This is a genomic window from Streptomyces sp. ICC1 (assembly GCF_003287935.1).
GTDB classification, from domain to species: domain Bacteria; phylum Actinomycetota; class Actinomycetes; order Streptomycetales; family Streptomycetaceae; genus Streptomyces; species Streptomyces tritrimontium.
In genome coordinates, this window is the sequence record NZ_CP030287.1 from 1713954 (window position 1) to 1739521 (window position 25568).

Here is a 25568-nt window from a genome sequence, read left to right on the forward strand (position 1 = left end):
CCGAAGCACCCGAAGGACCCGCAGTACCAGTACTGAACGCACCGGGGGGTGCGGTGGGCGCCCAGAGCGCCCGCCGCGCCCCCGGTCGCGCATTGACAGACGTAAGCGCCGCCTGCTCCGAGCGGGGAAGCGGGTGCGAGTCGCCACAGTCAACCGCGAGGAAGCCCAGACATGACCGTGCACTCCCAGGGAGCGGCGACCTCCGCTCCACAGGACGCACCACACGAGTCCGCGGGGCCGGCCAAGACGCCGCCGCCCACCGGAGCCAAGGCAGCGTCCCAGTCTCCTCGCGGGGGCAGAAAGTCGCTCCCCTCAGGGTGGTTGCCGTACCTCCTGATCGGGCCCGCCGTGCTCAGCATGGCGACCCTGCTGCTGTACCCGCTGGTCAAGAACATCATCCTGTCGTTCCAGAAGGTCGACAAGATCGAGTTCATCCAGCGGAAGGCGCCGTTCAACGGCGTGGAGAACTACACCCAGCTGCTGGGCGACTCCCAGTTCTGGACCGTGGTGGTCCGCAGCTTCCTCTTCACCGCCGGCAACGTCCTCCTGATCATGGTGATCGGCAGCCTCATCGGGCTCCTGCTGAACCGGCTCGGGAAGTGGATGCGCCTGGTCCTGTCGATGGCGCTGGTGATGGCCTGGGCCATGCCGATCGTCGCCTCCGTGACCGTCTTCCAGTGGCTGTTCGACGAGCAGTACGGCGTCATGAACTGGATCATGCGCACGCTCGGCTTCGCCGGCTACGACCAGCACAACTGGTTCGAGACCGGCCTCTCCACCATGGTGATCATCACCGTGCTGGTGGCCTGGGGCTCGATCCCCTTCGTCGCCCTCAACATGTACGCCGGCCTGACCACGGTCAGCGGCGAGCTGTACGAGGCCGCGCGCATGGACGGCGCCAACGGCTGGCAGACCTTCTGGAAGGTCGTCTTCCCGAACCTCAAGTCGTTCTTCCTGGTCACCACGTTCCTCGAGGTCATCTGGGTCTTCAAGGCCTTCACCCAGATCTACGCGATGAACAAGGGCGGCCCCGACCGCGGCTCCGAGACCCTCACGATCTACGCGTACGTAGAGGGCCAGAGCCAGGGCCACTACGGCCTGGCCGCGGCGATCTCCGTCCTGACGATCGTGATGCTCGTGATCGTCATGTCCTTCTACTTCCGTCTGATCCTGAAGCAGGAGGAGGAGCAGTGAGCACCACCACCGCCCCGAAGCCCGCGCCGTCCGCGCCGTCCGCGAAGCCCCAGCAGCTGCGCAACCGCCGGCCGATCCGCCCCGCGGCCGTCGCCAAGAACGTCGGCGCCCTGCTCCTGGCCGTCCTCTTCGTCTTCCCCGTCTACTGGATGTTCTCCTCGGCCCTCAAGCCGTCCAGCGAGATCCTCTCCAAGGACCCCGTCTTCGTCTTCACCCCGACGGCGGAGAACTTCACCAAGGCCACCGGCGTCGACCTGTTCTGGACCTACGTCACGAACAGCTTCATCGTCACCGTCGGAGCCGTCACCCTGGCCCTGGTCGTGGCCCTCGCCGCGAGCTTCGCCATCGCCCGCATGAAGTTCAAGGGCCGCAAGGGCCTGGTCCTCGCGGTGATGATGGCCCAGATGGCGCCCTGGGAGGTCATGGTCATCGCGATGTACATGATCGCCCGTGACTCCGAGATGCTGAACAGCCTCCCGCTGCTCACCGCGATCTACTTCGTGATGGTCCTCCCCTTCACCATCTGGACCCTGCGCGGCTTCATCGCCGCCGTCCCGGTGACCCTGGAGGAAGCCGCCCAGATCGACGGCTGCACGCGCGGCCAGGCCTTCCGCAAGGTGATCTTCCCGCTGCTGGCCCCCGGCCTGATGTCCACCTCGCTCTTCGGCTTCATCACGGCCTGGAACGAGTTCGCGATGGTCCTGATCCTGAACAAGGACAAGACCGCGCAGACCCTGCCGCTGTGGCTCACCCAGTTCCAGACGGCGTTCGGCAACGACTGGGGCGCCACCATGGCCGCGTCCTCGCTCTTCGCGGTCCCGGTCCTGCTGATCTTCATCTTCCTCCAGCGCAAGGCCGTCGGCGGCATGACCGCCGGCGCCGTGAAGGGATAACGGCCCATGACTGTCCTTGCGCACCGCACGACCGTGCCCGATCCCGGCGACGACCTGACCCGCGACGCCCTCGCGGTCCTCCAGCCCGGCTTCGAGGGCACCACCGCCCCCGCCTGGCTGCTGCGCCAGGTCTCCGAAGGCCTCACCTCCGTCGGCCTCTTCGGCCGCAACATCACCTCGCCCGAGCAGCTCGCCGCGCTGACCGCGCAGCTGCGCGCCGAGCGGGACGACGTCCTCGTCGCCATCGACGAGGAGGGCGGCGACGTCACGCGCCTGGAGGTCCGGGGCGGCTCGTCCTTCCCCGGCAACCTGGCGCTCGGCGCCGTGGACGACGTCGACCTGACCCGCGACGTCGCCCGCGAGCTGGGCCGCCGGCTCGCCGAGTGCGGGGTCAACCTCAACTGGGCCCCGTCCGCCGACGTCAACTCCAACCCCGACAACCCGGTCATCGGCGTACGGTCCTTCGGCGCCGACACCGGCCTCACCGCCCGGCACACCGCCGCGTACGTCGAAGGCCTGCAGGCCGCCGGCGTCGCCGCCTGCACCAAGCACTTCCCGGGCCACGGCGACACCAACGTCGACTCGCACCACGCGCTGCCCCGCATCGACGTGGACCTCGACACCCTGGCCGCGCGCGAGCTCGTACCGTTCCGCGCGGCCATCGAGGCCGGCACCAAGGCCGTCATGAGCGCGCACATCCTGGTGCCCGCCCTGGACCCGACCCGGCCGGCCACCCTGAGCCCGCAGATCCTGACCGGTCTGCTGCGCAAGGAGCTCGGCTACGACGGCCTCATCGTCACCGACGGCATGGAGATGCACGCCATCGCCGGGACGTACGGCATCGAGCGCGGCTCGGTGCTGGCCATCGCGGCCGGCGCCGACGCCATCTGCGTCGGTGGCGGGCTCGCCGACGAGGGCACCGTGCTGCGGCTGCGCGACGCGCTGGTCGCGGCCGTGCGCGAGGGCGCGCTGCCCGAGGAGCGGCTCGCCGAGGCCGCCGCCCGGGTCCGCTCGCTGGCCGAGTGGACCCGCCAGGTCCGTCAGGGTGCGCGGTCGGAGGGGAGCCGCGCGCCCGGCATCGGACTGGCGGCGGCCCGCCGTGCCGTGGTCGTGACGGGTTCGCCCGCCGCGGCCTCCCCGGTCAACGCCCCGTACGTCGCCACGCTCACCCCGGTCGCGAACATCGCGGTCGGCGACGAGACCCCGTGGGGGGTGGCCGGCGAGCTGGCCGCGCTGATCCCGGGCACCGAGTCGGGTGTGTACCCGCAGGGTTCGGCAGCGGCCGACGTCCTGGCGGCCGCGGGCAACCGCACGGTCGTCGCGGTGGTCCGCGACGCGCACCGCCACCCGTGGATGACCGAGGCCCTGGACGCGCTCGTCGCGGCGCGCCCGGAGACGATCGTGGTCGAGATGGGCCTGCCGCGGGCCGAGCCGCGCGGCGCCCTGCACATCGCCACGCACGGCGCCGCCCGGGTGTGCGGGCGCGCTGCCGCCGAGCTCATCGCCGGGGTGTAGCGGGCCCCTGGCGGGGCCACGCACGCGTGAAGGGCCGGGCCCCCGAGGGGGCCCGGCCCTTCACGCGTACCGGTACGTCTTACAGGCCCTGCCAGGCGGGCTTGTTGACGAACGCGTGGCGGAAGTAGTCCGCCAGCTTCAGCTTGGACGCCGCGGCCTCGTCCACGACGACCGTGGCGTGGCGGTGCAGCTGGAGCGCGGAGGCCGGCACGAGGGCGGACAGCGGGCCCTCGACGGTCTGCGCGACGGCCTCGGCCTTGCCCTCGCCGGTGGCCAGCAGGACCAGGTGGCGGGCGTCGAGGATGGTGCCGATGCCCTGGGTGATGACGTGGTGGGGCACCTGGTCTATGTCGTTGTCGAAGAAGCGTGCGTTGTCCACGCGGGTCTGCTCCGTCAGCGTCTTGATGCGGGTGCGGGAGGCGAGCGAGGAGCAGGGCTCGTTGAAGCCGATGTGCCCGTCCGTGCCGATGCCGAGCAGCTGCAGGTCGACGCCGCCGGCGGCGGCCAGGGCCTGGTCGTAGGCGTCGCACGCGGCGACGATGTCGGCGGCGGAGCCGTCGGGGCCGATGAAGGAGGCCTCGGACAGGCCCAGCGGCTCGACGACCTCGCGCAGGACGACGGCGCGGTAGGACTCGGGGTGCCCCGCGGGCAGGCCGACGTACTCGTCGAGCTGGCAGATGCGGGCCTTCGAGGCGTCGACCTTGCCCGCCTTGACCTGGGCGGCCAGGGCCTCGTAGATGGGCAGCGGGGTCGAGCCGGTCGCCACGCCGAGCAGGGCGTCGGGCTTGCGACGGACCAGGGCGGCCATGGCCTCCGCGATGAGCTCGCCGCCTGCCTTGGCGTCCGGGACGATGACAACTTCCACGCGGGGCCTGCCGATCTGGAGTGTGGTGACGTTGTGGTATAGACCAATCTAGCAGAGGTGGCGGCCCGTTGCCGGGTGTTCGCCCCCGTCCATCGTGGTCCGGATCCGCCGCCTCGGCCTCCCGGGGCCGGCCCGCCCGCGGACCGCCCCCGCCCCCGGAGAGGTTGGACGGCGCCGTCGGAGTGGTATCGGAGCCGGACCCCACACTGACCACACGTCGCGCTGGACTCGCCCATACCGGCACCTGCCCTGTCCGACCCCCTGCCCCTTGATCGTTCTGCACCATTCTATTCCTCGGCCGCGTCCACCGCGCGAGCTGTCCCGCCCCGACGGGGATCCGGCAAGCCGTCGAGCGAGGGCGGGTCAGCGACGGGTCAGCGACGGCCGGTGGACAGGATGACGAGGAACTGGCCGCCGCCCGCCTCGATGCCGGCGGTCACCGGCAGCCCCGGTACCAGTCGGGAGAACCGGTCCACCAGCCAATTCGCCGCCCCTTGGGCGTCCTTCTTCGTCGGACAACGGCCCACCATCTCGCGGCCCCCCTTGCGCTCCAGCCTCGCGGCAACGGCGATCAGCGGCGCGGGTTCGACCACGTACAGGTGCTCCGGCCAGGCGATGACCACCTTGACCGCACCCTTGCGGCTATTGCACCCGCGGTGCGCGAGCCGCTCGGCGACCTTGGCCTTCCGGTCCGCGGTCCGGCTGTCGACACTGGGCCCCCGCGCGTCGTTCACCGACTCGTCCGGGTCGACCGGTTCGTCACACACCCAGCATCGCCAGCCGTCGCGCTCGGCCACATCATCAAGGAGACTCATCCGAGCAAACTACCTGCCCGGCCGCCGCCCCGCGCACCAGGGCCCTTACGCTGAGGACTGCCCCGTCCCCGCCACGTTCTGCAACGACCTTCAGATCGTGTCTCTTTGGCGGGCTGGTGCGGGTACGACATCGAGCTGCTGCTCGGTGCGCTCGAGCCAGCTCCGGTACCAGTGTGCGAAGTCATGCCCGGTCGGCTCGATCCCTCGGTCCATCGGCCTCAGGTCCTCCCAGATGGCGCCTCGGTGCGGGCCCGTCATCACCATCAGCGACGCATAGCCGCATCCCTGCTCGCTGAGGAACACCGCGCCCGCCTCCTGAGCGTCGTTCAGCTCCTCGTAGCGCGCGTCCCAGGCCGCGTACGCGCGACGGAAGGCGTCATCGGCCGTAAAGGCGTCCTCTTGGGGTTCCTGGGTCTCGAGCGTGGCGAGCTCACTCCGCAGCGCCTCGGCCACGAAGGGCCGTCCGGCGAACCCGGCCGTGGTCGGCTGCGCGGGGCAGGCGAGGCCGATACCGAGCCACTGCCACGCACCGTTGTCGAAGACCGGTGTCATCAGGCCGTAGTGGGGGCCGGCGCCCCCTCCTCCGACGCGGAGCAGAAAACTCCGATACTGCGCGGGCAGACCAACGCCCAGGTCCGCTTCCAGCGCCTGGAGCTGCTCCTCCCCCATGACCGGGCCGAGGCGAAAGCCATGCCCATTCGCCCCGAAAACCTCCTCCGCCCCGGGGTGTTCGGCGAGTCGGAGCACCCGCTCCCGCACTCCAGCCCATGTGTCCTCACTCATGGGCACACGCTAGTGAGAGGTGCACCGCACCTGCACGCCGTTTTTCTGCCGGAGCAGGGGTACACAGCACTGCACGGCACTGCACGGCACCCAACCCCTCATCGACGGATGCCTGCCGGATCGGCCGCTTCCCCGTCTGCCCGGGACTCGGCGCCCGAGCCGGGCCCGAACCCCCTGATGATCAGCCACCCGGCCAGCGCCAGCTCCCAGGCGAACACCGGGAGGGCGGCGGCCGCCCCCGCCGCGGAGAGCTGCGCGTAGGCCCCGAACATCACGGCGACGGCCGAGGCGCAGATCAGCGGCCCGCCGACCAGCCCGAGTACGGCGATGAAGCGCGGTACGAGCCGTGCGCGGTACGCCAGGTACGCGAGCAGGACGGTGTTCAGGCCGAGGGCGATGTTGGGCCCGAGCAGGAACGTCCAGTCGTGCACGGCCGCCAACGCGAGGTCGGCGCCGTCCGCCGCCCCCGCGTCCCGCCGCAGGGTGACGAGCGCCAGGACGGCGACGATCCCGACGGCGATGACGGCCGCCTCCAGCAGCCGCCCGAAGGCGTACCCGAGCGCGAGCCCCTCGCCGTGGCGCCGCAGGACGGGGAACAGCGCCGCCCCGGTACCGGTCACCGCCACCACCAGCACCACCTCGCAGACCACTCCGAGCAGCGCCATCGTGTCGGCGCCCTGCGCGAGCCGGCCGTCCGCCGCGCCCAGCAGGGGGCGGTACAGAGCCGCCCCGGCTATCGCGGCTATCTCCGTCAGCAGGAACAGCAACCCGGCGGCCACTGCGGTTCTCCGGTCCGGACTCATCTTCTCGGCACCTCTCACTCGATAGTGGTGTACGCCGTACACCTGAGGGCGACCATAGGTGTACGACGTACACTCGTCAAGGAGGGGACGCTGTCGAGGAGGGAAGGGGACCAACCGGAATGACCCGGCAGGAAGCCACGCACACGCGCACGCAACGGATCCCGTTGAACAGGGACCGCGTCCTGCGCGCCGCCGTCGCGCTCGCCGACGCCACCGGCATCGACGCGCTCAGCATGCGCAGGCTCGCGCAGGAGCTGAACGTCGTACCGATGGCCCTCTACAAGCACGTGGCCAACAAGGAGGAGCTGCTCGACGGCATGGCCGACGCCGTCGTGGGCGAGATCGACCCGCCGGCCGCGGGCCCCGACTGGCAGCGCGTGGTCCGGGGACGGATCCTCTCGGCCCGGCAGGTCCTGCTGCGCCACCCCTGGGCGGCCCGGGTCATCGAGTCGCGGACCGGACCCACCCCGGCCGTGCTGGCGTACCTGGACTCGATGGCCGGGACCTTCCGGAACGGCGGCCTCTCCGCCGACCTCGCGCACCACGTCATGCACGCGATGGGCAGCCGCCTGCTCGGCTTCAGCCAGGAACTGTTCGACACCTCGGGTCCCTCCGGCCCGCCGGACCCCGCACTGGCGGCGCACTACCCGCACATCGCGGAACTGGCGGCGACGGCCGCACACGACGGGGGCTCCACGGTCGGTGGCGGCTGCGACGACCAGTTCGAGTTCGAATTCGCCCTGGACCTCCTACTGGACGGCTTCGAAAGCCTCCGCCGCCAGGGCTGGACGTCCGCGCGGAAGCCGTAGCGGGCGCGGTGTCGTGGGCCAGATTCGGCGTCGGGGAGGGGAAGGTCGCGCAACGGACGGAGTCAGGCCCAGGGGTCATCACATGACGTCTGAGGAACTGGTATTCGATCACGAGAGGGTACGTGTTCACGGTTCGCCGTGATGACGGCGGGCGAGTACAACGTCGAACTGCCGACGGAGCTGACCGTACGCCTGGCCGCCAGCCCCGAGGCCCTGGTACGGATACACGCCATCGCGTTGCCCGGCCTGCCGGACGAGACGCGACTGTCACTGGTCGAGGATCCGCATCCCAGGGTCCGGGCCCACGCCATCGACTCCTGGAGCTGGCCTCGGCTGCGCCCGGAGGTCCGAGCCGCGGCCGAGGCCGACGGCGACCCCCTGGTACGCGAGGCGGTCGAGCGTGCCGGCCGCATCGACCTGCCCCTGCCGACGACGCTCGCGGACTTCCTCGCGGAACCGGACGAACGACGCCGCGACGACGCCGCATACCGTGCACCCGTCGACGCGGATCTGGCCGCCCATCTCGTCGCCCACGCCGACAGTTCGCGGCGTCGTGGAGCCGTCTGGAACCCGCACGTCCCCGCGGCGCTCGCCCTCACGCTGGCCACCGACCCCGAGCCCCACGTCCGTTTCGCCTTGTCCCTTCGCGCGGAGATCACCGAGGAGCAGCGGTCTTCGATCGACCACACCGTGCCCGAGGGCCGCTATCCGGTGCCGGCTTGGGTGGAGGAACGATTCGGCGACCCGGATGCGCTGCGGGAGATCGCGGCCTCCCACCACGTCCTGCTACGACGGGGCGTCACGTGCGCGCCCGAGCTTCCCGGCGATGTGATCGAGCGGTTGGCGGCCGACGACGACTACTTCGTCCGGCTGATGCTCTGCGAGAACGACCATGCTCCGCACGAGCTGCTCGTGGAGATGTTCGCCGACTGGAAGGGTCTGAGCTGGGGGATGCTGGCCAGCCGCCGGAACTTCGCCCGGCCCGGCCTGGCCCGGTCCGCGGACGACCCGAACTACCGGCTGCGGCTCGCGGCCCTGTCCGACCCGCAGGCCACACCGGAACTCGTGGAGCGGCTGTCCCACGACCCGGACGACACCGTGCGCGGCCGTGCGGCGGCCGACCCGCGCCTTCCCCACGCGCGGCTCGTCGAACTCCTGGGCAGCAACCGCATGCCGTACACAGCAGCCCTCAATCCCGCGCTGCCCGCCCCGCTCATGCACCGGCTGCTCGACATCGCGGGCGTCAAGCGCTGAGTACGTTCGGGGCCCCCGGGCCGGGGGCCATGGGCCGGGGGCCATGGGCCGGGCTCAGGGCGCGGTGACCGCCGACAGCCGGGCCTGGGCCCCGATCACGGTGCCGCGGTACGCGGTCACCAGCACCCGGTCCCCGGCGACCACCGCAGGGCCCGTGGTCGAGGCCCACGACCCGTCCGCGGCACGAGCCGACCCGTCGTCCGGATCCCGGCTCCAGAGCGCCGCTCCGGTCTCCGCGTCCACGGCACACAGGTCGCCGTCGCCGACCGACAGGAACAACAGCCCGGCCGCCGCCGCGAGAGGGCGGGTCCGCCCGTCACGGTCCGCTTGCCGGCGGGGCTCCCCCGTCGAGCGGCGCCAGGCGGAGAGCCTGCACTCCGGGGAGCCGTGCAGGACCAGGTCGCCGAGTCCCGACATCCACGCCCTCCCCCGCTCGCCGCCGGCATCGAACCCGCACGGCCGCGGAGACACGACACGCCCCCGTTCGACGATCCGCCAAGGCACCGCCGAGTGGCTGTCCATCACCGCGCTTTCGAGTGACACCGCAGCTCGGCGCCGTGCGGGGGGCCACCGCGGTCCTCCACGATCTCAGGCGGTCGGTCATGTTCCGGTCATGATCCGTCGCCATGCAGCGGAGGAAATCACGTGCAGGTCCTGCTCGTCGCGAGCGCCTTCAACAGCCTCACGCAGCGCGTCCACGCCGAACTGCGCGAGCACGGCCACCAGGTGGTGGTCGAACTCGCCCTGCCCGGCGCCGCCTTGGCCGAGGTCGTGGAACACCATCAGCCGGACCTGATCCTCGCGCCCATGCTGCGCACGGCCATCCCGCCCGAGGTGTGGTCCACCCGCACCTGCCTGATCGTCCACCCGGGGCCGGTCGGCGACCGCGGCCCCTCCTCCCTCGACCGGGCCGTCCAGGGAGGGCTCACGCGCTGGGCCGTCACCGTCCTGCAGGCCGTCGGGGAGATGGACGCCGGTGACGTCTGGGCCACCGTCGAATGCGCCGTCCCCCCGGTCGCGAAGAGCGACCTGTACCGCGGGGAGATCGCCGACGCCGCGCTGGAGGCGGTCCTGCTCGCCGTCGACCGCTTCGCCTCCGGCACCTACACCCCGCAGCCCCAGATCACCGGCCACGCCCTGCCGTACCTGCGCCAGGAACACCGTCGCATCGACTGGCAGACGGACTCCACGGAGCGCGTGCTGCGCGTCCTTCGGGCCGCGGACTCCCAGCCCGGCGTACGGGACGAGTTGCTCGGCGGCGAGTGGTACCTGCACGGCGGCCACCCGGAGGAGACGCTGAGCGGCCGCCCGGGCGAACTGCTGGCCACCCGCGCCGGGGCCGTCTGCCGAGCCACCGCCGACGGGGCCGTCTGGATCCCCGAACTCCGGGCGCGGCGCGTTCCCGGGGAACCGGCCCCCCTGAAACTCCCCGCCACCGTGGCCCTCGGCGACCTGCTACGCCCGCCCCACCTGCCGCGACCGCTCCCGGAGCTCCCCGCTCCGGTGCTCGGCACCGCCACCGACACCGCCACCGGCACCGGCACCGGCACCACCCACCGGCGCACCTGGTCCGAGATCGACTACCGGGAGGAAGGCGGGGCGGGGTTCCTGACGTTCTCCTTCCCCGGCGGGGCGATGAGCACCGAGCGGTGCCGGCGCCTGCTCGATGCCTACCGGACCGCCTGCTCCCGCCCCACCTCGGTACTCGTCCTCAGCGGCGGCCGCGACTTCTTCTCCAACGGGATCCACCTGGGCGTCATCGAGGCCGCCGCCGACCCGGCCGAGGAGTCCTGGGCGAACATCAACGCCATGGACGATCTCGTCGAAGCCGTCCTCACCACCACCGACCGCCTCGTCGTCGCGGCCCTCGGCGGCAACGCCGCCGCAGGCGGAGCCGTTCTCGCCCTCGCCGCCGACGAGGTCTGGTGCCGGTCAGGCGTGGTCCTGAACCCCCACTACCGCCTGATGGGGCTGTACGGCTCGGAGTACTGGACGTACACCCTGCCGCGCCGGGCCGGGGCGGAGGCCACCGCGCGGCTCACCCGCGACGCCCTGCCCGTCGGCTCCGCCACCGCGGTGCGGCTCGGGCTGGCCGACCGTACGCTCGCCTGCGCGTCGGGGGCCTTCGACGACGTCACGGCCCGGCTCGCCGTCCGGTTGGCCGGTTCACCGACGGTGCAGGCGCGGATCGCCGGGAAGAAGGCGCGGCGCGAGCTCGACGAGTCGGTCCGGCCGCTGGCCTCGTACCGGGAGGCCGAGCTGGCCCGGATGCGGGACACCTTCTTCGACCCCGAGGCCCCGTACCACGCCCTGCGCAGGGCGTTCGTACGCAAGGAGGCCCCGGCCTCCACCCCGGCGCACCTGGCCCGCGCTCACGGTGGCCCGATCGGTGCGGGGCCCGGGCACGCGTACGCGCCCGGTGACGGCACCGGGCCGACTCACTGGACTGGGCGTACATGACCGGGCACCCGGACCGGCCACCTGTTAGCAAGGAGGGTGGGGCCGCCGTACAGGCCGCACCTCCCCTCCCCCTCGACTCCCCCCAGGAGGCATCCGGATGGACACAGCCGCGCCGACCGAGGCCGAGGACCCCCCGATCCACATCCTCTGGATCAACGCGGGGCTGAGCTGCGACGGCGACTCCGTGTCGCTGACCGCGGCCATGCAGCCCAGCATCGAGGAGATCGTGCTGGGTGTGCTGCCCGGTCTGCCCAAGATCGCCGTGCACTGGCCGCTGATCGACTTCGAATGCGGTCCCGTGGGGGGCGCGGACACGTTCATCGAATGGTTCTTCAAGGGGGAACGCGGCGAGATCGACCCCTTCGTGCTCGTCGTGGAGGGCTCCATCCCCAACGAAAGCATCAAGCCCGAGGGCTACTGGTGCGGTTTCGGCGACAATCCGGAGACCGGTCAGCCCATCACCACCAGCGAGTGGATCGACCGGCTGGCGCCCAAGGCCCTCGCGGTCGTCGCCATCGGCACCTGCGCCACGTACGGCGGCATCCACGCGATGGAGGGCAACCCGACCGGCGCCATGGGCCTGCCCGACTACCTCGGATGGGACTGGAAGTCCAAGGCGGGCATCCCGATCGTGTGCGTGCCCGGATGCCCGATCCAGCCCGACAACTTCTCCGAGACGCTCACCTACCTGCTCTACCAGGCGGCCGGCTCGGCCCCGATGATCCCGCTCGACGACAAGCTGCGCCCCACCTGGCTGTTCGGCGCGACCGTGCACGAGGGCTGCGACCGGGCCGGCTACTACGAGCAGGGGCAGTTCGCCCACACCTACGACTCCCCGAAGTGCCTGGTCAAGCTGGGCTGCTGGGGTCCGGTCGTCAAGTGCAACGTGCCCAAGCGCGGCTGGATGAACGGCATCGGCGGCTGTCCGAACGTGGGCGGCATCTGCATCGCCTGCACCATGCCCGGGTTCCCCGACAAGTTCATGCCCTTCATGGACGAACCGCCCGGCGGCAAGGTGTCCAGCGCCGCCAGCGGCGCCTACGGGGCGGTGATCCGCAAACTCCGGGCCATCACGGCGCACACCGTGGACCAGGAGCCGAAGTGGCGCCGCCGCGGGGAGAAGCTGACCACCGGCTACCGCCCGCCCTGGTGAGCGGCCGGGTCGCACCCGCACCCGCCCCCAGACTCCCATCCGCACCCGCACCCGCACCCGCACTCCTGTGAGAACAACCGATCCAGCACCGAAGGGTCACGGCAGACACGATGGCACCGAAGACGAAGGCAACCGGCGACGGCAGCGGCCTGGTGGAGATGGCCTGGGATCCGATCACCCGGATCGTGGGCAGTCTCGGCATCCACACGAAGATCGACTTCAAGCAGAAGCGAGTCGCGGAGTGCTACAGCACCTCGTCGGTCTTCCGCGGCTACAGCGTCTTCATGCGCGGCAAGGACCCCCGCGACGCGCACTTCATCACCAGCCGCATCTGCGGCATCTGCGGTGACAACCACGCCACCTGCTCCGTCTACGCGCAGAACATGGCCTACGGGGTGAAGCCTCCCCACCTCGCCGAGTGGATCATCAACCTGGGCGAGTCGGCGGAGTACATGTTCGACCACAACATCTTCCAGGAGAACCTGGTCGGGGTCGACTACTGCGAGAAGATGGTCCGCGAGACCAACCCCGGCGTCCTGGAACTGGCCGAGCGCACCGCCGCCCCCCACGCGGGCGAGCACGGCTTCAAGACCATCGCCGACATCATGCGCTCGCTCAACCCCATCGAGGGCGAGTTCTACCGCGAGGCCCTCCAGGTCAGCCGCTACACCCGTGAGATGTTCTGTCTGATGGAGGGGCGTCACGTGCACCCCTCCACCCTCTACCCGGGTGGCGTCGGCACCATCGCCTCCGTCCAGCTCTTCACGGACTACATGAGCCGCCTCATGCGGTACTGCGAGTTCATGAAGCGCGTCGTCCCGCTCCACGACGACCTCTTCGACTTCTTCTACGAGGCCCTGCCCGGGTACGAGGAGGTCGGCCGCCGGCGCGTGCTGCTGGGCTGCTGGGGTGCCCTCAACGACCCCGAGCACTGCGACTTCACCTACGCCAACATGACGGACTGGGGACGGAAGATGTTCGTCACCCCGGGCATCGTGGTGGACGGGAAGCTCGTCACCAACGACCTCACCGAGATCAACCTCGGCATCCGGATCCTGCTCGGCAGTTCGTACTACGACGATTGGGAGGGCCAGGAGAAGTTCGTCACCCACGACCCGCTCGGCAACCCGGTCGACGCCCGTCACCCCTGGAACCAGCACACCATCCCCGCCCCGCAGAAGCGGAACTTCGACGACAAGTACAGCTGGGTGATGTCCCCGCGCTGGTTCGACGGCAAGGACCACCTCGCTCTCGACACCGGCGGCGGCCCGCTCGCCCGCCTGTGGTCCACCGCTCTGTCGGGGCTGGTGAACACCGACTACGTCCAGGCCACCGGACACAGCGTCGTCATCACCCTCCCCCGCACCATGACCAAGCCCGAGACGCGCTTCGAGTGGAAGATCCCGAAGTGGAGCAACGCGCTGGAGCGCAACCGCGCCCGCACGTACTTCCAGGCGTACGCGGCCGCCATCGCCCTGCACTGCGCCGAGAAGGGTCTGGCGGAGGTCCGCGCCGGCCGGACGCAGACCTGGGAGAAGTTCGAGGTCCCGGACGAGGGCCTCGGCGTCGGCTTCACGGAGGCCGTCCGCGGGGTGCTCTCGCACCACATGGTGATCCGCGACGGCAAGATCGCCAACTATCACCCCTACCCGCCGACCCCTTGGAACGCGAGCACCCGCGACACCTTCGGCACGCCGGGGCCCTACGAGGACGCGGTGCAGAACACCCCGATCTTCGAGGAGAACACCCCGGAGAACTTCAAGGGCATCGACATCATGCGGGCCGTGCGCAGCTTCGATCCCTGCCTCCCGTGCGGGGTCCACATGTACGTGGGCGGCGGCCAGACGGTGAAGCAGATGCACGTGCCCACCGGCCTGAGCGGACTGGGCGGATGAGCGCCGGCCAGAGCGTGCGCGCCGATGCCCGCCAGACGGGGGTGCGGGTCGAGGAGGTCCTCGACCGGCTCGCCGCCACCGGAGACCGGGAAGTGTGCGCGGCCGCCGAGGAACTGGTGCGCGTCCTCATGGACTTCTACGGCGCCGGGCTCGCCCGGATCGTCGCCGGCCTCGGCGAGGCCCCGCTCTCCCGACTCCTCGACGACGAACTCGTGGCGAGCCTGCTCGCCCTGCACGACCTGCACCCCGAGGACGTGGACGCCCGCATCGCCCGCGCCCTGGCGAGCGCGCGGGAACCCGTGGAGGTCCTCGGCTTCGACGAGGCCACCGGAACGCTGCGGCTGCGGTCCGCGCCCGGTGGGGGCTGCGGTTGCGGCAGCGCCGAAGCCGGCGCGGGCCCCTCCCGGGCCGTCGAGGACGCCCTCGCCTGCTTCGCCCCCGAGGTGATGACCGTGGAGATGGCGCCGGCCGAGGCCCCGGCGCCGGTCCTGCTCCAGATCGGGACCGGCCCGCAGACCCCGGCGCCCACCCCGGCGCAGACCCCGGCACGGACCCGGTGAGCGGCTCCCCGGGGTGGTCCCCGCCCGCCGCCCGTACGGACGGCGGGCCCGGCCCGGGCGCGCCGGGCGCCCCGCGCGGTCTGCGCCGGTTCGCCGGTGCGCGCCCGGTCCGTCCGGAGGTCTGCGGGCTGTGCGGTGTGGTGGTCGCCGAGAACGCGCACCGCCACGTCGTGGAGACCGAGAAGCGGGCGCTGGTGTGCGCCTGCACCGCGTGCGCCCTGCTGTTCGACAGGCCCGGCGTCGCCACCGGCCGCTTCCGCGCCGTCCCGAACCGCTATCTCGCCGACCCCGACCACCGGCTCGACGACGGTGCCTGGGAGTTGCTGCAGATCCCGGTCGGCGTCGCCTTCTTCTTCCGCAACGCCGCCCTCGACCGTCTCGTCGCGCTCTACCCGAGCCCGGCCGGCGCCACCGAGAGCGAACTCGACGCCGAGACCTGGCAGACCGTGCTCGGCGCCGGGCGCCTCGCCCCGCTCCTCGAACCCGACGTGGAGGCCCTGCTGCTGCGCCGCGAGCAGGGCCGGACCGACTGCTACCTGGTGCCGATCGACGCCTGCTACGAGCTCGTCGGGCGGATGCGCCTGCTGTGGACGGGGTTCGACGGCGGAGCCGAGGCCCGGGCAGCGCTCGCCGACTTCTTCGCCGAGGTCGGGCGGCGGGCCAAGATCCCGGCGGAGGCACCCGCGCCATGACCGACTTCGGCTTCACCTGCACCGGCGTGCGCGCCGACCCGTACGCCGCCGGACCCACCCTGGTGTTCCGGCTGCGCGTCACGGCCGGCAGCGGCCCCGAACCCACCCGGGTCCACGCGCTCGCGCTGCGCTGCCAACTGCGCATCGAACCCGCCCGGCGCGGCTACGGACCGGCCGAGGCGGCGGGCCTGGCCGACCTGTTCGGCGAGCGCGCCCGCTGGGGCACCACCCTGCAGCCCGTGCAGTTCGCGCAGGTCGCCCTCATGGTGCCCAGCTTCACCGGGGAGACCGAGATCGACGTGGTCGTGCCGTGCACCTACGACATGGACATCGCCGCGAGCCGCTACTTCAGCACCTTGGAGGACGGCGAGGCGCCATTGCTGATGCTGTTCTCCGGCACCGCCTTCACGGGGGCCGGCGGCTTCCGCGTCGAGCCCGTGCCCTGGGACCGCGAGGCCTCGTACCGGATGCCCGTGGCGGTCTGGCACGAGATGGTCGAGCAGCACTTCCCGGGCTGCGGCTGGCTCCGCCTGCCCCGGGCCGTCATGGACGAGCTGCTCGCCTTCCGCTCCCGGCACGCCCTCGCCTCCTGGGAGGCGACCGTACGGACCCTCCTGGACGCGGCGGCCGCACCCCGGCCCGATCCCGTGCAACCCTTCCGGCTGGGCGCCGCCCTGCCGCGTGTCACCGAGAGGACGGCGCCGTGACCACGGCCACCGCACTGGAGGCCCGCTTCGCGACCGCCCGGCAGGTGGCCGACGCGGTCCTCTTCGAGGGGTACGTGCTGTACCCCTACCGGGCCTCGGCGGCCAAGAACCGCATGCGCTGGCAGTTCGGCGTGCTCGTACCGCCCGCATGGGGTCCGGCGCACGAAGAGCACTCCTTCCAGCAGACCGAACTCCTCATGGAGCCCAAGGGCGAGTCGACGCTCGCCGTTGAGCTGCGGTTCCTGCACGCCCAGCGGCGCACCGTACAGCAGGCCCTGCCCGAAAGCGGGTTCGCGGAGGTCGCCGAACTGCATCTCGACGACCGGGTGCTCGTGCCCTGGGACGAGGGGGCCGAGGAGCGGGTCGAGTGGAGCGTCGACCTGGCCGAACTGACCGGAGAGGGAGTCGAGATCCCGTTCTCGCGGGACGCCCGGGAGGATACCGAGCCCGTCACCGACAGGGACGGACGGTGCGCCGGACGTCTGATGCGACGTACCGAGCGGATCGAGGGGTGCGTGCGGCTGCGTGCCACCGAACTCGACGGACCCTACCGGGTGTTGAGACTCACGGCGGTGGTGGAGAACACCAGCCCGTGGATCCCCGCCGCCGACGGTGAGGACCGTGAGGCGGCGCTGCCGCGCTCGCTCGTCGCCGCTCATCTGCTGCTGGGCCTGAGCAGCGGCTCCTTCCTGTCCATGACCGATCCGCCGGAGTGGGCCAAGGGCGCCGTCGCCTCCTGCGTCAACCGGCACACCTGGCCGGTGCTCGCCGGGGAGCCGGGCCGGGCGGACGTGGTGCTGTCCTCGCCGATCATCCTGGAGGACCATCCCGCCATCGCTCCCGAGAGCATCGGCGCGATGTACGACTCCACCGAGATCGACGAGATCCTCGCCCTGCGCACCGCCGCCCTGACCGACCAGGAGAAGCGGGAGGCGCGCGGGACGGACCCGAGGGCCGCCGCCGTGATCGACATGGCCGAGTCGATGCCCCCCGAGGTACTGGAGCGCCTGCACGGCGCCGTGCGCGCCCTGCGCGAAATCACCGGCCCGGACGGACCGGACGGCCCGGACCGGCCGGATGTCCCGGACCGGCCGGATGTCCCGGTGGACGCTCTGGAATTCTTCGACGAGCAGGCCGTGTTCAGGCCCGAGACCCCCTGGTGGGACCCGGCGCACACGGACACCGCCGATCCCGCGCGGGACCGGGTCCTCGTCGACGGCGTACCGGTCGGAGTCGGCAGCCGGGTGCTCCTGCGGCCGGGCCTGCGACGCACCGACGCCCAGGACCTGTTCCTCCTGGGCCGCGCCGCCCTGGTCGAGGCCGTCCTGCACGACGTGGACGGCGGGGTGCACCTCGCCGTCACGGTGGAGGGTGACCCCGGGGCCGACATCCGCCGGGAGCAGGGCCGGTTCCTCTACTTCCAGCCCGACGAACTCTCGCCCTTGGAGGACGCGTGAGCGGCCGCATCCTGATCGCGGGCATCGGCAACGTCTTCCTCGGCGACGACGGCTTCGGGGTGGAGACGCTGCGGCAGCTGTCCGCGTACGAACTGCCCGACCAGGTCGAGGCCGTGGACTTCGGCGTCCGGGGAATGCACCTCGCCTACCAGCTCCTCGACGGCTACGACACCCTCGTCCTGGCGGATGCCACGGCACGCGGCGGCGCCCCCGGCACGCTGTACCTCATCGAGGCCGACGAACCCGGCTCCGTCCAGCCGGGCGCCGCCCTGCTCGACGGCCACCACATGTCCCCCGACGCGGTCCTGGCCCTGCTGGGCACCCTGTGCGAGGGCACCGGAACCAACCCGCCCCGGCGGATCCTCGTCGTGGGATGCGAGCCCGCGTCGATCGCGGAGGGCATCGGGCTGAGCGGACCGGTGGCCGCCGCGGTGCCGGAGGCCGTACGGATGATCCTGGGCCTACTGCGGGACGAACTCGAAGATCGCGGCCCCGGAGATCACGGCCGTGAGGGTCAGGGCCGTGAGGGTCAGGGCCCTGAGGATCACGACCACGAAGACCATGACGTCGTGGCGGCCCCGGTCGCCGAGTTGAGGAGGACCCCGTGAAGAAGGCCGTCATCGGCGGTGCGGCCGTGGCCACGCTCGTCGCCGTGCTCAAGCAGATCCTCCCCGACATCAGGCGCTATCTGCGCATGCGCCGTATGTGACGCGTGCGGCAGCCGGTTCGGTCCTTCGGAGCGACCGAACGGCGTACGCGGCGGACCCTGCGTCGGCGTGCCCGGCCGCGGCCTCCCCGTCCTGCCGGTGTAATGAGCCCCGGCAGGACGGAGTCCGATGCACGAGATGTCGATCGCCATGGCCGTCGTGGGCCAGGTGGAGGAAGCGGCCGAGGCCGCCGGTGCGAGCGCCGTGACCGTAGTGCGCCTGCGGGTCGGGGAGTTGGCCGGAGTGGTGCCCGACGCCCTGGCCTTCTGCTTCGAACTGGCCTGCGCGGGAACGGTCCTCGAAGGTGCCGAGCTCGTCACGGAGCCGGTGTCCGCCCGCGCGAGCTGCTCCTCCTGCACCCGGGAATGGGCGGTCGGCATGCCGCCACGACTGTGCTGCCCCGGATGCGGGAGCGCCGCGCACGTGGAACTGCTCGCGGGCCGTGAGCTGCAGATCGCCAGTGTGAACTGGGACGACGGTTCCGGCGTCACCCCGGCCACGAGCACGGTCACACACCCGGCCACGCACCCGCCCACGAACCGAACTCCGAGGAGCGACGAACCATGTGCCGAGTGGTCGACCTGAAGCAGGCGGTACTCGCCAAGAACGACGCCGCCGCGCACACCCTGCGCGCCGAACTCACCGCCCGCGGCACGGTGACCGTCAACCTGCTCTCCAGCCCCGGCAGCGGAAAGACGGCCCTGCTGGAACGCGAACTGCTCCTCGCCAAGGAGCGCGGTCTCGCGGTGGCCGCCCTCACCGCCGACCTGGCCACCGAGAACGACGCGGTGCGCCTCGCGCGGTCCGGCGTACCCGTCAAGCAGGTGCTCACCGACGGGCTCTGCCACCTGGAGGCCGGGATGCTCGGCCGGCACCTGGACGGCTGGCTGCCCGATGCCACCCGGCTCCTGTTCGTGGAGAACGTGGGCAACCTCGTCTGCCCCGCCTCCTACGATCTCGGCGAGTCCCTGCGGGTCGTCCTGGCCTCGGTGACCGAGGGCGAGGACAAGCCCCTGAAGTACCCGACCGCCTTCGGTCTCGCCCAGCTCGTGGTGGTCAACAAGACCGACATCGCCGGGGCGGTCGAGTTCGACGAGGACGCGTTCCGGGCCAACGTCCAGCAGGTCAATCCAGGGGTGGAGGTGGTGCAGACGTCCGCGCGCTCCGGGGCGGGGGTGGGAATCCTGCTCGACCGGGCGACCGCGGTCGCGGACGGCGCGGCAACGCACGCGCCGGTCATGGCCCGGCAAGTCTCGGGCCGGGGCACGAGCACGCACGAGCACGACCACGGGCATGGACATGGGCATGGACACGGGCACGGGCACGACCATGGCCCCGGCCCCGGCCCCGGCCCCGAGCACGGCCATCCGAGCGGGCACGGAGGAGACCACCCGCACCCGCACTCCGATCCTCAGCAGCACGTCCGTCACGCCACGGTGCAGACCCCCTGATGGAGGCGCTCCAGCGCCGCCGGGTCACCGTCCGCGGCGTGGTGCAGGGCGTCGGGTTCCGGCCGTACGTGTACACCCGCGCGACGGACCTCGGACTGGCCGGCCACGTCACCAACACCGCGGAGGGCGTCGTCGCCGAGGTGGAGGGCGCGCCGTCGGCGGTCGCGGAGTTCTGCGACCGGCTCGCGGCCGACGCTCCCCCGCTCGCCGTCGTCGACACCGTCCACCACGACGAGGTCCCGGCCGTGGGCGGGGCCGGATTCACCATCGTCGCCTCCCGGACGGGAGGCCCCGCCCGTACCCTGATCTCCCCGGACGTGGCCACCTGCGGCGACTGTCTGGCCGAGCTCGCGGACCCGGCAGACCGGCGCCACCGCCACCCCTTCATCACCTGCACGCACTGCGGGCCGCGCTTCACCATCGTCACCGCACTGCCCTACGACCGGCCGAACACCACGATGGCCGGCTTCCCGATGTGCCCCGACTGCGCACGCGAGTACGCCGACCCCGCCGACCGCCGGTTTCACGCCCAGCCCGTCGCCTGCCCGGCCTGCGGACCCCGGCTGCGGCTGCTCGCCGGAACGCCGCCGCGCGAGACGGACCCCGCCGACCCGGTGGCCGGCGCCCGGCGACTGCTCGGCGCCGGGGTGATCCTCGCCGTCAAGGGCATCGGCGGCTACCACCTCGCCTGCGACGCCGCCCACGCCGGCGCCGTACGGGAGCTGCGTCGCCGCAAGGCCCGCGGTGACAAGCCGTTCGCCCTGATGGCGCGTGACCTCCCCGCCGTCGAGGAACTCGTCCACCTCGGTCCCGAGGAGCGGACCCTGCTCACGGGGCGGGAGCGGCCCATCGTCCTGCTGCGCCGGCGCGCGGGCGCCGCGGCCCCGGCCGCCGACGTCGCCCCGGGCAGTCCCGACCTCGGGGTGATGCTCCCGTACAGCCCCTTGCACCATCTGCTGCTCGGGCTTCCCGGCGATCCCCCCGGGCCGCGGCTGCTGGTCATGACCAGCGGAAACCTCTCGGGCGAACCCATCGTCACCGATGACGCCGAGGCTCTGGAGCGGCTGGCCGGCCTCGCCGATGCCTGGCTGACCCACGACCGCCCGATCCACGTCCCGTGCGACGACTCGGTGGTCCGCGTGTGCGACGGCGAGCCGCTGACCGTCCGGCGCTCCCGCGGCTACGCCCCGCTCCCCCTGTCGCTGCCCTTGGCCGTGCCCGCGACCCTCGCGGTCGGAGGGGACCTGAAGAACGCCTTCTGCCTCGGGGAGGGACGTCGCGCCTGGCTGTCCGCCCACATCGGCGACATGGACGACCTGGCCACGCAGTACGCGTTCGAGCGCGCCGAGCGTCAGTTGGAGTCCGTCACAGGTGTCGCGCCCCGGCTGCTCGCCGCCGATCGACACCCCGGCTACCGATCCGCGCAGTGGGCGGGGCGGCACGCGGGCGACCGGCCGCTGGTGCGCGTGCAGCACCATCACGCGCACATCGCCTCGGCGATGGCGGAGCACGGCCTGGACGGCAGTCGGCGGGTCATCGGCATCGCGTTCGACGGCACCGGCTACGGGGACGACGGAGCCGTGTGGGGAGGCGAGGTCCTCCTCGCCGACTACGCCGGATACAGCCGCTTCGCACACCTCGCGTACGTACCGCTGCCGGGCGGCGACGCCGCGGTGCGCAGACCGTACCGGATGGCCCTGGCGCACCTGCGGGCCGCGGGCCTCGACTGGGCGCCGGACCTGCCCTGCACGGCGGTCTGCCCGGCCGATGAACTGCGCGTTCTGGGAAGCCAGTTGGATCGGAACCTGAACTGCGTCCCCACGTCGAGCATGGGGCGGCTGTTCGACGCCGTATCCTCGCTGGCCGGTGTCTGCCACCACTCGGGGTACGAGGCCCAGGCCGCGATCGAGCTGGAGGCCGCGGCACGCGGCGCGGGGGCAGGAGAGGGTGAGGGGGCAGCAGAGGAGGCGGGTGAGGGCTACCGGTTCTCCCTGCGGTTCCCGGCTCCCGGCGCCGGGAGTCCGGTCGTCGCCGATCCAGCGCCCGTTCTGGCCGCCGTCGTGGCCGATGTGCGCGCGGGTACCCCGCCACCCCTGATCGCGGCCCGATTCCACTCCGGCGTCGCCGGACTCGTCGCCGACCTGTGCGTCCTGGCGCGAGAGCGGTACGGCCTGGACTCCGTCGCGCTGACCGGCGGGGTCTTCTCGAACACCCTGTTGTCCTCGGCCACGGCCCGACGGCTGCGCGGACACGGCTTCACCGTGCTCCAGCACCATCGCGTCCCCCCGAACGACGGCGGCCTGGCCCTCGGCCAGCTCATGGTTGCGGCTGCCACCACGGCCACTGCCACGGCCGACTCTGCCCGCGCGACGGAACACCCACAGCAAGGAGAAGCCCATGTGCCTGGCGGTACCCGGCAGAGTGATTGACATCGGGGAGAAGGACGGCACCCGCATGGCCACCGTCGACTTCGGCGGGGTGGTCAAGGAAGTGTGCCTGGAGTACCTGCCGGACCTCCAGGTCGGCGAGTACGCGATCGTCCACGTCGGCTTCGCACTGCAGCGGCTCGACGAGGAGTCGGCCAAGCAGACCTTGGAGCTCTTCGCGGAACTCGGCATGCTCCAGGAGGAATTCGGCGATCCGTGGGAGCAGGCCGCGCAGGCCGGTGGGGCGCCGTGGCCCTTCACCGACGACTCCGACGACTCCGACGACTCCGATGACGTAGCGCAGGAGGCGACCCGGCAGTGAAGTACATCGACGAATTCCAAGACCCCGACCTCGCTCGCCGGCTACTGGACGACATCCACTCGACGGTCACCCGGCCCTGGGCGCTGATGGAGGTGTGCGGGGGCCAGACCCACACCATCATCCGGCACGGTATCGACCAACTGCTCCCCGATTTGGTCGAGTTGATTCACGGACCGGGCTGTCCCGTGTGCGTCACCCCGCTGGAGGTCATCGACAAGGCTCTGGAGATCGCCTCCCGCCCCGATGTCATCTTCTGCTCCTTCGGGGACATGCTGCGCGTACCCGGGACCGGCCGCGACCTCTTCCAGGTGCGCAGCGAAGGCGGTGACGTACGGGTCGTCTACTCCCCGCTCGACGCCCTGAAGATCGCCCAGCAGAACCCGCGGAACGAGGTGGTGTTCTTCGGCATCGGCTTCGAAACCACGGCCCCGCCCAATGCCATGACCGTGTACCAGGCCAAGAAGCTGGGCATCCGCAACTTCAGCCTGCTGGTGTCCCACGTCCGCGTCCCCCCGGCGATCGAGGCGATCATGCAGTCGCCGAGCTGCCGCGTCCAGGCCTTCCTGGCCGCCGGGCACGTGTGCAGTGTGATGGGCACGGGAGAGTACCCGGAGCTCGCCGCGCGCCACCGCGTCCCGATCGTGGTCACCGGCTTCGAGCCCCTGGACATCCTGGAAGGCGTACGCAGGGCCGTGCATCAGCTGGAGCGCGGCGAGCACACCGTGGACAACGCCTACGCCCGCGCGGTGCGTCCGGAGGGGAACCCGGCGGCGCTCGCCATGCTGGGGGACGTATTCGAGGTCACCGACCGGGCCTGGCGCGGCATCGGCGTGATTCCCGACAGCGGCTGGCGGCTGTCGGCACGCTACCGGGACTTCGACGCCGAGCACCGCTTCTCGGTGACCGGGATCAACACGCGCGAGCCGGCCGAATGCCGGAGCGGCGAAGTCCTCCAAGGGCTGCTGAAACCACACGAGTGCGAGGCCTTCGGCACCACCTGCACCCCGCGCAACCCGCTCGGCGCCACGATGGTCTCCAGCGAGGGCGCGTGCGCCGCCTACTACCTCTACCGGCGCCTGGAGATCACGCCGACCCGCACGGCCCGTACCGCCGCCCCCGCCCCTACCGCCCGTACGGCGGAGCGGACCGCCACCGCCGACGCGCCGCTGGAGGCGAGCCCCGTTGCCTGACACGACCCTCGACATCACCGGCTGGACCTGCCCCGCGCCGCTGCGCGACCGCCCCCGGGTGGTGATGGGCCACGGCGGTGGCGGAGCGCTCTCCGCCGAGCTGGTCGAGCACCTCTTCGCACCCGCCTTCGGCGGCCCGGTGCTCGCCCAGCTCGGCGACTCGGCGACGGTCACGCTGGGCGGGGTCCGGCTGGCCTTCTCCACCGACTCCTACGTGGTGCGCCCCCTGTTCTTCCCCGGGGGAAGCATCGGCGACCTCGCCGTCAACGGCACGGTCAACGACCTCGCCATGAGCGGAGCCCAAGCCGCCTATCTGTCCTGCGGGTTCATCCTCGAGGAAGGCGTGGAACTGTCCGTGGTGGCCCGGGTGGCCGAGGCCCTGGGCGACGCCGCCCGCGCGGCCGGGGTCGAGGTGGCGACCGGCGACACCAAGGTCGTCGAGGCCGGCCACGGAGACGGGATCTACATCAACACCGCGGGCATCGGGATCATCCCGCAGGGCGTCGACCTGCGGCCGCAGCGGGTCGTACCCGGCGACGTGGTGATCGTCAGCGGGGAGATCGGGCTCCACGGGGTGGCGATCATGAGCGTCCGCGAAGGGCTGGAATTCGGAGTGGACATCGAGAGCGACTGCGCCCCGCTCGGTGATCTCGTACGGGCGATGCTGGAGGTCACCCCCGACCTGCACGTCCTGCGCGACCCCACCCGGGGCGGACTGGCCGCCTCGCTCAACGAGATCGCGGCCGCGTCCGGTGCGGGAGTCGTCATCCAGGAGGGCCGCGTCCCCGTTCCCGTACCCGTCCGCAATGCCTGCGCGATCCTGGGCCTCGACCCGCTCTACGTGGCCAACGAGGGCAAGCTCGTCGCGTTCGTACCCCGCGAGCACGCCGAGGCCGTACTCGCCGCCATGCGCACCCACCCGCTGGGCCGGCACGCGGCGGTGATCGGCGAGGCGGTGGACGCGCACCCGGGTCTGGTGGTCGCCCGGACCGGCCTCGGCGGCACCCGCGTGGTCGACCTGCCGATCGGAGAGCAGCTACCGCGCATCTGCTGAGGCGCGACCTGGATGAGCTGCGTACGGTGCCGGTGCCCGGACCACCCGCGGCTATCCGGCACTGCGCGTGCCGGGCGGGTCCTGGGGGTCCACACCGGTGGAGGCGGAGGCGTCCTTGGTTCCACTGGGTCGCTGCGAGCGGCCTCGCGTTCCGAGGTCGTGCATGCCCTCGTCGCCGGATCCCTTGCTCCGATCCTCCCCGCGGGCGCCCCTGCTCTTGGAGGGCTTGCCATGGGGATTGCCCGCTTCCTCCTTGGAAACCGTCCTACCCGGTCCCTTGGCGGGGGCGTACTCATCAGGGTGGAAGGAGCGGTGGGCGCTCGGGTTCTCCTCCTGGCGGGTCTCGTCCACATCCGGAGACCAACCGTGCTGCTTGGATCCCCTGTGCCGGCTTATGCCCTCTCCGTCGGAGGGCGGGGACGGCTTCGGCTGCTTGGTCATGACCTGACCTGCTGTCCTGTTCGGGGGTGGGACGCACAGACGCATGCGCCACCACTGGCCATGACAATTCTCCCACCTGGGGGCAGACCGGTCACATCGGGCCGCACGTGTTCCCCGACCGG

Annotated in this window: 25 protein-coding genes; 19 read left to right on the forward strand and 6 right to left on the reverse strand. The window is 71.8% G+C overall.

The window, feature by feature from the left end:
• The first annotated feature begins 171 nt into the window (after positions 1-171).
• From DRB96_RS08100 to DRB96_RS08110, 3 genes are read left to right on the forward strand one after another with little or no spacing between them, the layout of a single operon-like run.
• Entirely contained in the window at positions 172-1194 is a 1023-nt protein-coding gene (locus DRB96_RS08100; RefSeq protein WP_112447799.1) for a sugar ABC transporter permease, read from the forward strand.
• A 56-nt stretch (positions 1195-1250) separates the two neighbouring features.
• Positions 1251-2087 carry a carbohydrate ABC transporter permease gene (locus DRB96_RS08105; RefSeq protein ID WP_239516758.1) on the forward strand — a complete coding sequence of 279 codons (837 nt, stop codon included), beginning with the start codon at positions 1251-1253 and terminating at the stop codon, positions 2085-2087.
• 6 nt (positions 2088-2093) lie between these two features.
• Positions 2094-3602 carry a glycoside hydrolase family 3 protein gene (locus tag DRB96_RS08110; RefSeq protein WP_112447800.1) on the forward strand — a complete coding sequence of 503 codons (1509 nt, stop codon included), beginning with the start codon at positions 2094-2096 and terminating at the stop codon, positions 3600-3602.
• A 79-nt stretch (positions 3603-3681) separates the two neighbouring features.
• Here DRB96_RS08110 and nagB read toward each other — a convergent pair whose 3' ends face one another.
• From nagB to DRB96_RS08130, 4 genes are all read right to left on the reverse strand, one after another.
• Positions 3682-4467: a glucosamine-6-phosphate deaminase gene (gene nagB, locus DRB96_RS08115; RefSeq protein ID WP_112447801.1), complete on the reverse strand. Its 786-nt coding sequence runs from the start codon at positions 4465-4467 to the stop codon at positions 3682-3684.
• Positions 4468-4841: 374 nt separating this feature from the next.
• On the reverse strand, positions 4842-5282 hold the full coding sequence (locus tag DRB96_RS08120; protein ID WP_112447802.1) for a hypothetical protein: 441 nt from the start codon (positions 5280-5282) through the stop codon (positions 4842-4844).
• Between the two features lie 90 nt (positions 5283-5372).
• The gene (locus tag DRB96_RS08125) at positions 5373-6065 is read right to left on the reverse strand and encodes an SMI1/KNR4 family protein (RefSeq protein WP_112447803.1); all 693 of its coding nucleotides are present in this window, start codon (positions 6063-6065) and stop codon (positions 5373-5375) included.
• Between the two features lie 98 nt (positions 6066-6163).
• Positions 6164-6868: a DUF4386 domain-containing protein gene (locus tag DRB96_RS08130; RefSeq protein ID WP_112447804.1), complete on the reverse strand. Its 705-nt coding sequence runs from the start codon at positions 6866-6868 to the stop codon at positions 6164-6166.
• 119 nt (positions 6869-6987) lie between these two features.
• Between DRB96_RS08130 and DRB96_RS08135 the strand changes: the two genes are divergently transcribed.
• Together DRB96_RS08135 and DRB96_RS08140 are read left to right on the forward strand one after the other, a co-directional pair.
• Positions 6988-7677 carry a TetR/AcrR family transcriptional regulator C-terminal domain-containing protein gene (locus DRB96_RS08135; protein ID WP_112447805.1) on the forward strand — a complete coding sequence of 230 codons (690 nt, stop codon included), beginning with the start codon at positions 6988-6990 and terminating at the stop codon, positions 7675-7677.
• A gap of 141 nt (positions 7678-7818) precedes the next feature.
• Positions 7819-8931: a HEAT repeat domain-containing protein gene (locus DRB96_RS08140; RefSeq protein ID WP_112447806.1), complete on the forward strand. Its 1113-nt coding sequence runs from the start codon at positions 7819-7821 to the stop codon at positions 8929-8931.
• Positions 8932-8985: 54 nt separating this feature from the next.
• Here the strand turns inward: DRB96_RS08140 and DRB96_RS08145 are convergent, their stop codons facing one another.
• Complete coding sequence (locus DRB96_RS08145; RefSeq protein ID WP_162688508.1) at positions 8986-9348, reverse strand: PQQ-binding-like beta-propeller repeat protein; 363 nt, start codon at positions 9346-9348, stop codon at positions 8986-8988.
• 228 nt (positions 9349-9576) lie between these two features.
• Here DRB96_RS08145 and DRB96_RS08150 point away from each other — a divergent pair, with 228 nt between their 5' ends.
• From DRB96_RS08150 to hypE, 14 genes are all read left to right on the forward strand, one after another.
• Positions 9577-11391 (forward strand): hydrogenase maturation protein, encoded by a 1815-nt coding sequence (locus DRB96_RS08150; RefSeq protein ID WP_112447808.1) that lies wholly within the window; start codon positions 9577-9579, stop codon positions 11389-11391.
• Positions 11392-11488: 97 nt separating this feature from the next.
• Positions 11489-12544 (forward strand): hydrogenase expression protein HypE, encoded by a 1056-nt coding sequence (locus DRB96_RS08155; RefSeq protein WP_112447809.1) that lies wholly within the window; start codon positions 11489-11491, stop codon positions 12542-12544.
• Between the two features lie 110 nt (positions 12545-12654).
• On the forward strand, positions 12655-14439 hold the full coding sequence (locus DRB96_RS08160; protein WP_112447810.1) for a nickel-dependent hydrogenase large subunit: 1785 nt from the start codon (positions 12655-12657) through the stop codon (positions 14437-14439).
• Positions 14436-14999 (forward strand): hypothetical protein, encoded by a 564-nt coding sequence (locus tag DRB96_RS08165; RefSeq protein ID WP_112447811.1) that lies wholly within the window; start codon positions 14436-14438, stop codon positions 14997-14999. The genes DRB96_RS08160 and DRB96_RS08165 overlap by 4 nt, the downstream gene beginning before the upstream one ends.
• 80 nt (positions 15000-15079) lie before the next feature.
• Positions 15080-15691 (forward strand): DUF5947 family protein, encoded by a 612-nt coding sequence (locus DRB96_RS08170; RefSeq protein WP_112453286.1) that lies wholly within the window; start codon positions 15080-15082, stop codon positions 15689-15691.
• The gene (locus tag DRB96_RS08175; protein WP_112447812.1) at positions 15688-16398 is read left to right on the forward strand and encodes a DUF6084 family protein; all 711 of its coding nucleotides are present in this window, start codon (positions 15688-15690) and stop codon (positions 16396-16398) included. The genes DRB96_RS08170 and DRB96_RS08175 overlap by 4 nt, the downstream gene beginning before the upstream one ends.
• Positions 16395-17855 carry a hypothetical protein gene (locus DRB96_RS08180; RefSeq protein WP_112447813.1) on the forward strand — a complete coding sequence of 487 codons (1461 nt, stop codon included), beginning with the start codon at positions 16395-16397 and terminating at the stop codon, positions 17853-17855. Before DRB96_RS08175 ends, DRB96_RS08180 begins: the two co-directional genes overlap by 4 nt.
• Positions 17852-18463 carry a hydrogenase maturation protease gene (locus DRB96_RS08185; RefSeq protein ID WP_112447814.1) on the forward strand — a complete coding sequence of 204 codons (612 nt, stop codon included), beginning with the start codon at positions 17852-17854 and terminating at the stop codon, positions 18461-18463. Before DRB96_RS08180 ends, DRB96_RS08185 begins: the two co-directional genes overlap by 4 nt.
• A gap of 228 nt (positions 18464-18691) precedes the next feature.
• The gene (gene hypA, locus DRB96_RS08190; protein WP_112447815.1) at positions 18692-19147 is read left to right on the forward strand and encodes a hydrogenase maturation nickel metallochaperone HypA; all 456 of its coding nucleotides are present in this window, start codon (positions 18692-18694) and stop codon (positions 19145-19147) included.
• Positions 19126-20013 (forward strand): hydrogenase nickel incorporation protein HypB, encoded by an 888-nt coding sequence (gene hypB, locus DRB96_RS08195; protein WP_112447816.1) that lies wholly within the window; start codon positions 19126-19128, stop codon positions 20011-20013. The genes hypA and hypB overlap by 22 nt, the downstream gene beginning before the upstream one ends.
• The gene (gene hypF, locus DRB96_RS08200; protein WP_112447817.1) at positions 20013-22442 is read left to right on the forward strand and encodes a carbamoyltransferase HypF; all 2430 of its coding nucleotides are present in this window, start codon (positions 20013-20015) and stop codon (positions 22440-22442) included. Before hypB ends, hypF begins: the two co-directional genes overlap by 1 nt.
• Positions 22411-22761 (forward strand): HypC/HybG/HupF family hydrogenase formation chaperone, encoded by a 351-nt coding sequence (locus DRB96_RS08205; RefSeq protein WP_112453287.1) that lies wholly within the window; start codon positions 22411-22413, stop codon positions 22759-22761. The genes hypF and DRB96_RS08205 overlap by 32 nt, the downstream gene beginning before the upstream one ends.
• On the forward strand, positions 22758-23951 hold the full coding sequence (hypD, locus tag DRB96_RS08210) for a hydrogenase formation protein HypD (RefSeq protein ID WP_112447818.1): 1194 nt from the start codon (positions 22758-22760) through the stop codon (positions 23949-23951). Before DRB96_RS08205 ends, hypD begins: the two co-directional genes overlap by 4 nt.
• On the forward strand, positions 23944-25005 hold the full coding sequence (gene hypE, locus DRB96_RS08215; protein WP_112447819.1) for a hydrogenase expression/formation protein HypE: 1062 nt from the start codon (positions 23944-23946) through the stop codon (positions 25003-25005). The genes hypD and hypE overlap by 8 nt, the downstream gene beginning before the upstream one ends.
• Positions 25006-25056: 51 nt before the next feature.
• Here the strand turns inward: hypE and DRB96_RS08220 are convergent, their stop codons facing one another.
• On the reverse strand, positions 25057-25446 hold the full coding sequence (locus tag DRB96_RS08220; RefSeq protein WP_112447820.1) for a hypothetical protein: 390 nt from the start codon (positions 25444-25446) through the stop codon (positions 25057-25059).
• Between the last annotated feature and the right edge of the window lie 122 nt (positions 25447-25568).

Coding starts and splice junctions, on each gene's coding strand:
- DRB96_RS08100 (WP_112447799.1), top strand. CDS start 172: ATGACCGTGCACTCCCAGGGAGCGGCGACCTCCGCTCCACAGGACGCA.
- DRB96_RS08110 (WP_112447800.1), top strand. CDS start 2,094: ATGACTGTCCTTGCGCACCGCACGACCGTGCCCGATCCCGGCGACGAC.
- DRB96_RS08120 (WP_112447802.1), bottom strand. CDS start 5,282: ATGAGTCTCCTTGATGATGTGGCCGAGCGCGACGGCTGGCGATGCTGG.
- DRB96_RS08125 (WP_112447803.1), bottom strand. CDS start 6,065: ATGAGTGAGGACACATGGGCTGGAGTGCGGGAGCGGGTGCTCCGACTC.
- DRB96_RS08130 (WP_112447804.1), bottom strand. CDS start 6,868: ATGAGTCCGGACCGGAGAACCGCAGTGGCCGCCGGGTTGCTGTTCCTG.
- DRB96_RS08135 (WP_112447805.1), top strand. CDS start 6,988: ATGACCCGGCAGGAAGCCACGCACACGCGCACGCAACGGATCCCGTTG.
- DRB96_RS08140 (WP_112447806.1), top strand. CDS start 7,819: ATGACGGCGGGCGAGTACAACGTCGAACTGCCGACGGAGCTGACCGTA.
- DRB96_RS08145 (WP_162688508.1), bottom strand. CDS start 9,348: ATGTCGGGACTCGGCGACCTGGTCCTGCACGGCTCCCCGGAGTGCAGG.
- DRB96_RS08155 (WP_112447809.1), top strand. CDS start 11,489: ATGGACACAGCCGCGCCGACCGAGGCCGAGGACCCCCCGATCCACATC.
- DRB96_RS08160 (WP_112447810.1), top strand. CDS start 12,655: ATGGCACCGAAGACGAAGGCAACCGGCGACGGCAGCGGCCTGGTGGAG.
- DRB96_RS08165 (WP_112447811.1), top strand. CDS start 14,436: ATGAGCGCCGGCCAGAGCGTGCGCGCCGATGCCCGCCAGACGGGGGTG.
- DRB96_RS08175 (WP_112447812.1), top strand. CDS start 15,688: ATGACCGACTTCGGCTTCACCTGCACCGGCGTGCGCGCCGACCCGTAC.
- hypA (WP_112447815.1), top strand. CDS start 18,692: ATGCACGAGATGTCGATCGCCATGGCCGTCGTGGGCCAGGTGGAGGAA.
- hypB (WP_112447816.1), top strand. CDS start 19,126: ATGTGCCGAGTGGTCGACCTGAAGCAGGCGGTACTCGCCAAGAACGAC.
- hypF (WP_112447817.1), top strand. CDS start 20,013: ATGGAGGCGCTCCAGCGCCGCCGGGTCACCGTCCGCGGCGTGGTGCAG.
- DRB96_RS08205 (WP_112453287.1), top strand. CDS start 22,411: ATGTGCCTGGCGGTACCCGGCAGAGTGATTGACATCGGGGAGAAGGAC.
- DRB96_RS08220 (WP_112447820.1), bottom strand. CDS start 25,446: ATGACCAAGCAGCCGAAGCCGTCCCCGCCCTCCGACGGAGAGGGCATA.